The following is a 7685-nucleotide window of genomic DNA, read 5'->3' as shown; positions in this document are numbered from 1 at the left end:
AATATTTTTACATCAATCATTTTGACGTATTTGAGGAACGTGTCTATGACAGATCGTATCAGTGAAGTGGTAAGAAATACCAACGAAACCAAAATTCGAGTTCGTGTGAATCTTGATGGTACGGGTCAAGGCACCTTAAATACTGGTATTCCATTTTTAGATCATATGATTGATCAAATCAAGCGACATGGTCTATTTGATATTGATATCCACTGTGATGGCGATCTTGAAATTGACGACCATCATACCGTAGAAGATTGTGGGATTACACTCGGACAGGCGTTTGCTCAAGCTCTTGGTAACAAAAAAGGCTTAAAACGCTATGGTCACTTCTATGCACCACTGGATGAATCATTAAGCCGCGTCGTGGTTGATTTATCTGGCCGTCCAGGTCTTTGGATGGATATTCCATTTACCCGTTCGCTTATTGGTACATTTGACGTGGATCTATTCTCTGAATTTTTCCAAGGTTTCGTGAACCATGCCCTCATGACGCTACACATCGACAATTTGAAAGGCAAAAACAGCCATCACCAAATCGAAAGTGTATTCAAAGCCTTTGCTCGTGCACTTCGTATGGCTTGTGAAGTGGATCCACGTGCAGAAAATACGGTTGCGTCAACCAAAGGAACATTGTAATGACCCGTATTGCCCTTCTTGACTATGGCATGGGAAATCTTCACTCCGCTGCAAAAGCGCTTGAACATGTCGGTGCGACAGTGGATGTGACCAATGATCCTAAGCTGATTGCGCAAGCCGATAAAATTGTGTTTCCGGGTGTCGGTGCAATGCGTGACTGTATGCAAGGTATGCATGAAGCAGGCATCGATGACGTGGTGCGCAATGCTGCATTCAATAAGCCAGTTTTAGCCATTTGTGTAGGTATGCAAGCTTTAATGCAGCGTTCTGAAGAAAATGGTGGTGCTGAAGCTTTAGGTATTTTTGAAGGTGAAGTGAAACACTTTCCTGAAGTAGAAGGTCTGAAAGTCCCACATATGGGTTGGAATCAGGTACATCAAGCTGACCCAAGCCATCCAATGTGGAAAGACATCGAGCAAGACGCGCGTTTCTACTTTGTACATAGCTACTATGTGGAACCGAAAGATTCAAGCATTGTCGCTGCAACCTGTGATTATGGCTTAGAATTCTGTACTGCAATTCACAAGGAAAACTTGTTTGCAACGCAGTTCCACCCAGAAAAAAGCCATACCGCCGGCTTACAGTTACTAAAAAATTTCGTGGAATGGGATATTTAAATCCCATCCCTCATCTAAAGCTCACCCTCGGTGGGCTTTTTTTGTTCTCAAGCCTTATAATGGGCGCGTTTTTTGTGCTGGGTACAGATCAAACAGCACGTTTAAAGTGATTTTTTCTTCACAACACTCTCGATTAGAGATAACGACTTAAATAACGATAATTTTTGAGATGCTTAAATATGAATAATACAACAACGCTTGATTCTGGATGGAGCCGTGACGGTCGGTTTAACCGCATGTCTTTTATTGGTTGGAATGCTTTTTATAGCTTGCTGCTGATGATGGTGATGCTCTTCATCACCATCATGATGCCAAACACCCTGAATGCCATTTTTGAACATGCCGGAAGTAGCATTGCTCAAGCCATCCTATTCATGCTCAATATTGTCATCTTGATTCCCATGATGATTTTTTCAGTTCGTCGGCTGCATGATTTTAATCAGTCGGGCTGGTTAGCACTCTTAGAACTCATCCCTATATTCAATATCATCATGTTTATTGCACTCATGCTGATCCCCGGCACAGCGTCAGATAACCAGTATGGTGAACCTCGTGCATCTAAAACATGGGAAGTGGTTTTAGCCTTTATTTTCATTGGCTTATTCTTACTCGTCTGGTTCAGCCTCTTATTGGCCTTCAAGCCTTTTTTGTAAATTATTTTAGCCACTCTCCTTGATCACGATAGTGGCTAAAACGCTGAATCCATATGATTAACAAACAGTTTAGAACCATAAAACAAGGCTTTTGCTTTGCTCAAGCAAACACTGAAAAAAAGACACTATTTTTTGCCCATGAATGATGTTCCACCGACCACGGTTTTACCCAGTAAAGACCAAATTAAAAACTTTCCACTGTTTCAAAATTTAGAGTTTGAACAAATTCATCTGATCTATAACTTAGAACAATGCCTACACTGGGAAAATGAATTAAAAACTGCTGCCCTACTGGGCTTTGACTCTGAATCGAAACCTACCTTTCGTAAAGGCGAAGTCACGACCGGCCCCCACCTGATTCAACTCGCCACCGCACAAAAAGCATGGTTATTTCAAATGAATGCAGAGACTTGGCCGTTTCTAACTCCCATTCTCAGCAGTCGCGATCAAATTAAAGTCGGTTTTGGGCTAAAAAATGATGCACATCTTTTTCGAAAACATGGCATTGAACTCAACAGTGTATTAGAACTGTCTAAATGTTTTTCATCTTTTGGATTGATCCAGCCCGTCGGCTTAAAAAATGCCATGGCGCTGTTATTTCAGGTCAACTTTCCCAAATCCAAAAGTGTCAGCACTTCAAATTGGGCCAAAAAACGTCTCACCCCAGATCAAATTCGTTATGCTGCTGCCGATGCCTATGCTCCAGTTTTGGTGTTTGAAGAATTACTCAAACGTGGAGTCTTACCGAAAACAATTCCGAATACCTCACTAAAATTACGCATTCGACCAAATAAAAACCCAAGTACTTAGGATTTGTGCAACAAGCTGTATCGACATTAAGGTTTTCTAATTGCGCATTTTTTATTTTAACATTTAGTGAATTGCGGTTTATTTGTTAAGATTAGCACCAAATTCATTCTTAATTTGATTGAGCAAGGAGCGAAAGCATGCTGATCATCCCTGCAATTGACCTGAAAGATGGCAAATGTGTCCGTTTAAAACAAGGTCGTATGGAAGACGATACCGTATTTTCTGACGATCCAGTGGCAACTGCACAGCATTGGGTAAATGAAGGCGCGCGTCGCTTGCATTTGGTGGACTTAAACGGTGCTTTCGCAGGTACGCCCATCCATAAACCTGTGGTTGAAGCGATTGCTAAAGCTCAACCTGAACTACCAATTCAAATTGGTGGTGGTATTCGCTCACTTGAAACCATTGAACATTATTTAGATGCGGGCGTGTCTTTTGTCATTATTGGTACAAAAGCAGTTCAAGAGCCTGAATTTGTTGAAGAAGCGTGTAAGAAATTTGCAGGTCATATCATCGTCGGCATTGATGCCATGAATGGCATGGTGGCAACTGACGGTTGGGCTAACGTGACTGACGTAAAAGCCACTGATTTGGCTAAACGTTTTGCAGATGCAGGCGTATCAAGCATTGTCTATACCGACATTGCACGTGACGGTATGATGCAAGGCGTAAACGTAGATCAAACGGTTAATCTTGCGACATACTCTGGTTTGCCTGTCATTGCTTCAGGTGGTGTCACCAACCTTGATGATGTACGTAATCTAAAAGGTCAATCGGGTATCTTAGGTGCCATTACTGGTCGTGCAATCTATGAAGGCACTTTAAACCTACGTGAAGCGCAATTACTGTTAGATCAACAATCTCTTTAAGTTATTGCTACATTGCAAAGAGGTCTACGGACCTCTTTTTTATTTCTCTCTTTTTATGCAATCGAATACTCATGTCTAGTGCTATACCAGTTTGGAAAAGCAAACTTCCACAACTTGCTCTAATCTTTATTACCATGATTTGGGGCGCCAGTTTCATTACCGTGCAATATGGCTTAAATTTTAGCAGCCCTATTTTATTTGTCGGCTTACGCTTTGCCGCAGCGACGATTGCCGTCAGTTTACTGTCACTCAAATACTTACGACATTTTTCTCGACACGACCTGATTGCAGGCGCTGCAATTGGTGCGGTGATTGCTATAGGTTATGCTACTCAAACTGTAGGACTACAAAGTATTAGCAGTAGTGAGTCGGCATTTTTAACCGCGTTGTATGTACCATTAGTGCCAATTTTTATGTGGCTATGCTTTAAACATAAACCACATCTCATGACTTGGTTCGGGGTAAGTTTGGCTTTTGTCGGCTTGGTATTTCTCACCGGAAATGGCTTGGGTGCTCTGCACCTGAATTTTGGCCAGATCATTACTCTCATCGGTTCGATTGCAATTGCTTTTGAAATTATCCTGATCAGTTATTTCGCTCGCCGCGTCAATTTACGCCGTGTGACTGTGTTACAACTCGGCTTTGCCTCATTCTTCTGTTTCTGTATTGCCCCACTGTTAGGTGAAACGCAGTTACCGCATTTTAAATGGCCGTTGATTGCAGTTTTATGTGGCTTAGGCCTAGCCAGTGCCGTGATCCAATTGGTGATGAACTGGGCGCAGCGCATGGTCGATCCATCACAGGCCGCGATTATCTATGCCGGCGAACCCGTTTGGGCAGCTCTGATTGGTCGAGTCGCAGGAGAACGCTTATCTCCACTGGCACTTGTAGGTGGACTGTGCGTGGTTCTAGGTGTGATTGTCAGTGAATGGCGACCAAAATTTCTAAAGAAAGATAAAATTTCTCAATAAATTGGTTATAAGAAAGCAGCTTACGCTGCTTTTTTATGGTTTTAATCATACATCGGTCGATTATCATTGACGCGAATCAAACCTTTAATTGCGCGATACACAATCCAGACCCACGACAAACCAATTACAGCGACACAGAATGCACTTGCGCCAAAAGCCACACCTGCAAAGGCATTGGCGTTATTTCCTGTGAAAAATAGGAAAGTAAATGGGACAAATGCGATGAAGTTCCAAATGAGATACCACCAAAATGTCCGAATTTGCCAAGTAAAGTGGCTTTCAAAAATTGTACCGCGTACATCACCACGTTTAACGTAGTTAATAATTAAGGCCAGAACTGCCAGCAAACCCGCTGAAAAAATTGCCACAATATAAAGAACATACAAAATTATGGTGAGTAGGCGGTTTGGATCTTTATCAATAGAATCGTTCATTTCACTCCCCGTCATTATGCTTGGGCTGTAACTCAGCTGCTAAATTTGCAATATGTTTAGCGGTAAAATCAGCCATAAAATCAGTAATATGTTAAAGACTATGGTACAGAAATATATCTTTCGAAAAGGTTGTTTTTGTGTTTTATGGCGTAGTCGTTGCTGCGCGAGCCAAGCCGCAGGCCATCCTCCGAGAAAGGATAAAATGTGCAAGGTATTTTCTGGCACACGGCGATTACCGAGCTGTGCAGCTTCTTTGTCTTGTGCATAGAACCAATAACTCAAGACATTCATAATGCTGATGAACAACAGCACCATGCCACTGAGTTTGCCGATCACACATAAGCCTGCCAACAATAAAATATAAATGATGCACAGAATTTGCATCGGACTGGCTTTATGCGGCATCTGTACCATATTTTTTGGGGCAGGACGGCTACTTGGCTGAGTTTGTGAGGCTTTAAGATAATGCACTTGCTGAGCACGAAAACGTCCACGCTCATCCAAAATCACCGCATAGTCCAAGGCACAGCCCACAATCGGACGTGGACCGGGACGCGAAAAGTCTTTGATATGCAAAAACACACGATCTTTGGAGCTGTCATTCGGTTGAATAAAGCCGTAGCCTTTCTCATCAAACCATTCCACCAATCTGCCCTGATCGCGCATTATTGCCTCTCAAACTCTTCTAATCATTGAATTGAAATTAAGCTGTTACGAATTTTAGTCGTTCAATCAACATATTACGCATTTCTGCCGGATTTTTCTGCAAAATATCTTCGCCTGTACGGCCTTGGGCTGCATTTTTTTGGGCTACTTGCAAACGCATCATCCAGAAACGACCGGCAGCCATGGCTAAATACAACTCCAGACACGCTTTTTCATCCGCAGTTAATGGACGCACCGTCTCATAGGCATTTAAAAAGGCAATGGCTTTGTCTTCATTGAGATGCACCTCTGGATATTCGGTACAGAAATCATTCAGGGTGATGGCAATATCAAACAAAAACTCATCTTTGTTCAACTCATAAAAATCCAGAATCCCCTTGAGTTGATCACCCTCAAATAAAGTATTGTCGCGGAATAGATCCGAATGGATAAAACCTTGAGGACGGTCTGGATACATCACCGTGAGAATGTCATACAAGCCCAATAAATTATTGAGCAAGGTGGTATCGGCTTCATTTAAACTCGGACGAATCTCACGCGAAACATTTAACCAATAGGCATGATCACGGTATTCTGCACGTTCTAAAGGAAAATCCTGTAATGCCACATGCATTTTGGCTTGAGCAATCGCAATCGCTTCTGCCTGCGCTAAACTGGCTGGCATGGGATGGTGACCTTGCATCCGTGGAGCAATTTGCGCTGGTTTATTTTTTAAAGCATGAATCGCTTTGCCAGAATGACTCAGAGGCACGGGCACAGCCAAACCGACCTGTCCCAAGTGTTCAAGTACAGGAACCAACTCCCCTGCACCTTGTTCATCCATTTCTTCAAATACCGTTAAAACATACTGCGTGCCGTTTTCGCAGACAATAAAATAGTTGGTATTTTGAATACCGCCTTGAATGGGAACCAGATCAATCACCTCAAGTCCATAAGGCGCTGCAAAATCCTGAACTTCCTTTAAAGTCAAAGTGGTATAAACCGACATAGAAAACCTGCGAAAAAACTTACATATTTTTGATAGAATAACCGCTCCGACTATTAAGGTGTAGCATCTAAGTCGCGAAGTTTCATAATCGGCTGTTATTTTTGGAAAAAATTATGCTAGCTAAACGTATTATTCCTTGCCTCGACGTGGACAACGGTCGTGTAGTAAAAGGTGTTCAATTTCTTGATATTCGTGATGCTGGCGATCCAGTGGAAGTGGCACGCCGTTATAATGAACAAGGTGCGGATGAAATTACCTTCTTAGACATCACGGCAACCTCCAATGGTCGTGATACGACTTATCGTACCGTCGAGCGTATGGCCGAATCAGTATTCGTTCCACTCACGGTGGGTGGCGGTGTCCGTAAAGTTGAAGATATCCGTTTATTGCTCAATGCTGGTGCCGATAAAGTCAGTATTAACTCCGCAGCCGTATTTAATCCTGAATTTGTACAAGAAGCATCGCAACGCTTTGGTGCACAGTGCATCGTGGTGGCAATTGACGCAAAAAAAACTGGCGACAATAAATGGGAAATTTTCACCCACGGTGGGCGTAAACCGACAGGCATTGATGCGATTGATTGGGCAGTGAAAATGGCCGACTTCGGTGCTGGTGAGTTACTGATTACCTCAATGGATGCCGATGGCACCAAAGCCGGTTATGACCTTGAGTTGATGCGCAATATTAATGACCGCGTAACCATTCCGACCATTGCTTCAGGTGGTGTCGGTAATCTCCAACATTTAGCCGATGGTATTTTAAAAGGCGGTGCGGATGCAGTCCTTGCTGCGTCTATTTTCCACTTCGGTCAATATACGATTCCTGAAGCCAAAAAATATTTGGCAGAACAAGGCATTGAAATGCGTCTTTAAGCGTTATTCAAGCTAAAAAAAGAGCACAACAAGTGCTCTTTTTTAATGTCTGAACTGAATTTTAAGACAAAAAAAAGGAGCCTCAAGGACACTGCTGTCCCACAATTTTCATAAGAAGAGCCTCAATTGAGGTTCTTCTTGTTTTCGCCATTTTTTATCGGGCATA

General features: G+C 42.6%; 10 protein-coding genes. 7 read left to right on the top strand and 3 right to left on the bottom strand.

Translation table 11 applies throughout. The features are described 5' to 3' along the window. The first annotated feature begins 45 nt into the window (after nucleotides 1-45). The 6 genes from hisB (at nucleotide 46) to ACN6OV_RS00985 (ending at nucleotide 4559) form a co-directional block, all read left to right on the top strand. The gene (hisB, locus tag ACN6OV_RS01010; protein WP_427948880.1) at nucleotides 46-639 is read left to right on the top strand and encodes an imidazoleglycerol-phosphate dehydratase HisB; all 594 of its coding nucleotides are present in this window, start codon (nucleotides 46-48) and stop codon (nucleotides 637-639) included. Beyond that, nucleotides 639-1256: an imidazole glycerol phosphate synthase subunit HisH gene (hisH, locus tag ACN6OV_RS01005; protein ID WP_427948879.1), complete on the top strand. Its 618-nt coding sequence runs from the start codon at nucleotides 639-641 to the stop codon at nucleotides 1254-1256. Before hisB ends, hisH begins: the two co-directional genes overlap by 1 nt. 179 nt (nucleotides 1257-1435) lie before the next feature. Then, nucleotides 1436-1909, top strand: coding sequence for a DUF805 domain-containing protein (locus ACN6OV_RS01000; RefSeq protein WP_427948877.1), 474 nt, complete (start codon nucleotides 1436-1438; stop codon nucleotides 1907-1909). Nucleotides 1910-2047: 138 nt separating this feature from the next. Beyond that, nucleotides 2048-2719: a 3'-5' exonuclease gene (locus ACN6OV_RS00995; protein WP_427948876.1), complete on the top strand. Its 672-nt coding sequence runs from the start codon at nucleotides 2048-2050 to the stop codon at nucleotides 2717-2719. A gap of 137 nt (nucleotides 2720-2856) precedes the next feature. Continuing rightward, nucleotides 2857-3588, top strand: coding sequence for a 1-(5-phosphoribosyl)-5-[(5-phosphoribosylamino)methylideneamino]imidazole-4-carboxamide isomerase (gene hisA, locus ACN6OV_RS00990; protein ID WP_427948874.1), 732 nt, complete (start codon nucleotides 2857-2859; stop codon nucleotides 3586-3588). Nucleotides 3589-3659: 71 nt separating this feature from the next. After that, nucleotides 3660-4559 (top strand): DMT family transporter, encoded by a 900-nt coding sequence (locus tag ACN6OV_RS00985; RefSeq protein WP_427948873.1) that lies wholly within the window; start codon nucleotides 3660-3662, stop codon nucleotides 4557-4559. A 41-nt stretch (nucleotides 4560-4600) separates the two neighbouring features. Here ACN6OV_RS00985 and ACN6OV_RS00980 read toward each other — a convergent pair whose 3' ends face one another. Genes ACN6OV_RS00980 through ACN6OV_RS00970 form a run of 3 tightly spaced genes read right to left on the bottom strand, consistent with a single transcriptional unit; the run spans nucleotide 4601 to nucleotide 6647 of the window. Further along, on the bottom strand, nucleotides 4601-4993 hold the full coding sequence (locus tag ACN6OV_RS00980; RefSeq protein ID WP_427948871.1) for a DUF4870 family protein: 393 nt from the start codon (nucleotides 4991-4993) through the stop codon (nucleotides 4601-4603). 39 nt (nucleotides 4994-5032) lie between these two features. After that, nucleotides 5033-5659 carry a DUF1294 domain-containing protein gene (locus tag ACN6OV_RS00975; RefSeq protein ID WP_427948869.1) on the bottom strand — a complete coding sequence of 209 codons (627 nt, stop codon included), beginning with the start codon at nucleotides 5657-5659 and terminating at the stop codon, nucleotides 5033-5035. 37 nt (nucleotides 5660-5696) lie between these two features. Continuing rightward, a complete protein-coding gene (locus ACN6OV_RS00970; RefSeq protein ID WP_427948867.1) occupies nucleotides 5697-6647 on the bottom strand; it encodes a homoserine kinase in 951 nt (316 codons plus the stop codon). Between the two features lie 113 nt (nucleotides 6648-6760). On the opposite strand from ACN6OV_RS00970, the gene hisF reads away from it, so the two are divergent. Beyond that, entirely contained in the window at nucleotides 6761-7519 is a 759-nt protein-coding gene (gene hisF, locus ACN6OV_RS00965) for an imidazole glycerol phosphate synthase subunit HisF (RefSeq protein ID WP_427948865.1), read from the top strand. Nucleotides 7520-7685: the final 166 nt, after the last annotated feature.

Origin of the sequence: Acinetobacter sp. (assembly GCF_050285345.1) — a bacterium.
GTDB lineage: Bacteria > Pseudomonadota > Gammaproteobacteria > Pseudomonadales > Moraxellaceae > Acinetobacter.
This window is presented reverse-complemented; position numbering and strand designations above follow the sequence as displayed.

What these genes read in the sequence shown, in the direction of transcription:
- hisB (WP_427948880.1), top strand. Translation starts at nt 46, where the DNA reads ATGACAGATCGTATCAGTGAAGTGGTAAGAAATACCAACGAAACCAAA.
- ACN6OV_RS00995 (WP_427948876.1), top strand. Translation starts at nt 2,048, where the DNA reads ATGAATGATGTTCCACCGACCACGGTTTTACCCAGTAAAGACCAAATT.
- ACN6OV_RS01000 (WP_427948877.1), top strand. Translation starts at nt 1,436, where the DNA reads ATGAATAATACAACAACGCTTGATTCTGGATGGAGCCGTGACGGTCGG.
- ACN6OV_RS00980 (WP_427948871.1), bottom strand. Translation starts at nt 4,993, where the DNA reads ATGAACGATTCTATTGATAAAGATCCAAACCGCCTACTCACCATAATT.
- ACN6OV_RS00985 (WP_427948873.1), top strand. Translation starts at nt 3,660, where the DNA reads ATGTCTAGTGCTATACCAGTTTGGAAAAGCAAACTTCCACAACTTGCT.
- hisH (WP_427948879.1), top strand. Translation starts at nt 639, where the DNA reads ATGACCCGTATTGCCCTTCTTGACTATGGCATGGGAAATCTTCACTCC.
- hisA (WP_427948874.1), top strand. Translation starts at nt 2,857, where the DNA reads ATGCTGATCATCCCTGCAATTGACCTGAAAGATGGCAAATGTGTCCGT.
- ACN6OV_RS00975 (WP_427948869.1), bottom strand. Translation starts at nt 5,659, where the DNA reads ATGCGCGATCAGGGCAGATTGGTGGAATGGTTTGATGAGAAAGGCTAC.
- ACN6OV_RS00970 (WP_427948867.1), bottom strand. Translation starts at nt 6,647, where the DNA reads ATGTCGGTTTATACCACTTTGACTTTAAAGGAAGTTCAGGATTTTGCA.
- hisF (WP_427948865.1), top strand. Translation starts at nt 6,761, where the DNA reads ATGCTAGCTAAACGTATTATTCCTTGCCTCGACGTGGACAACGGTCGT.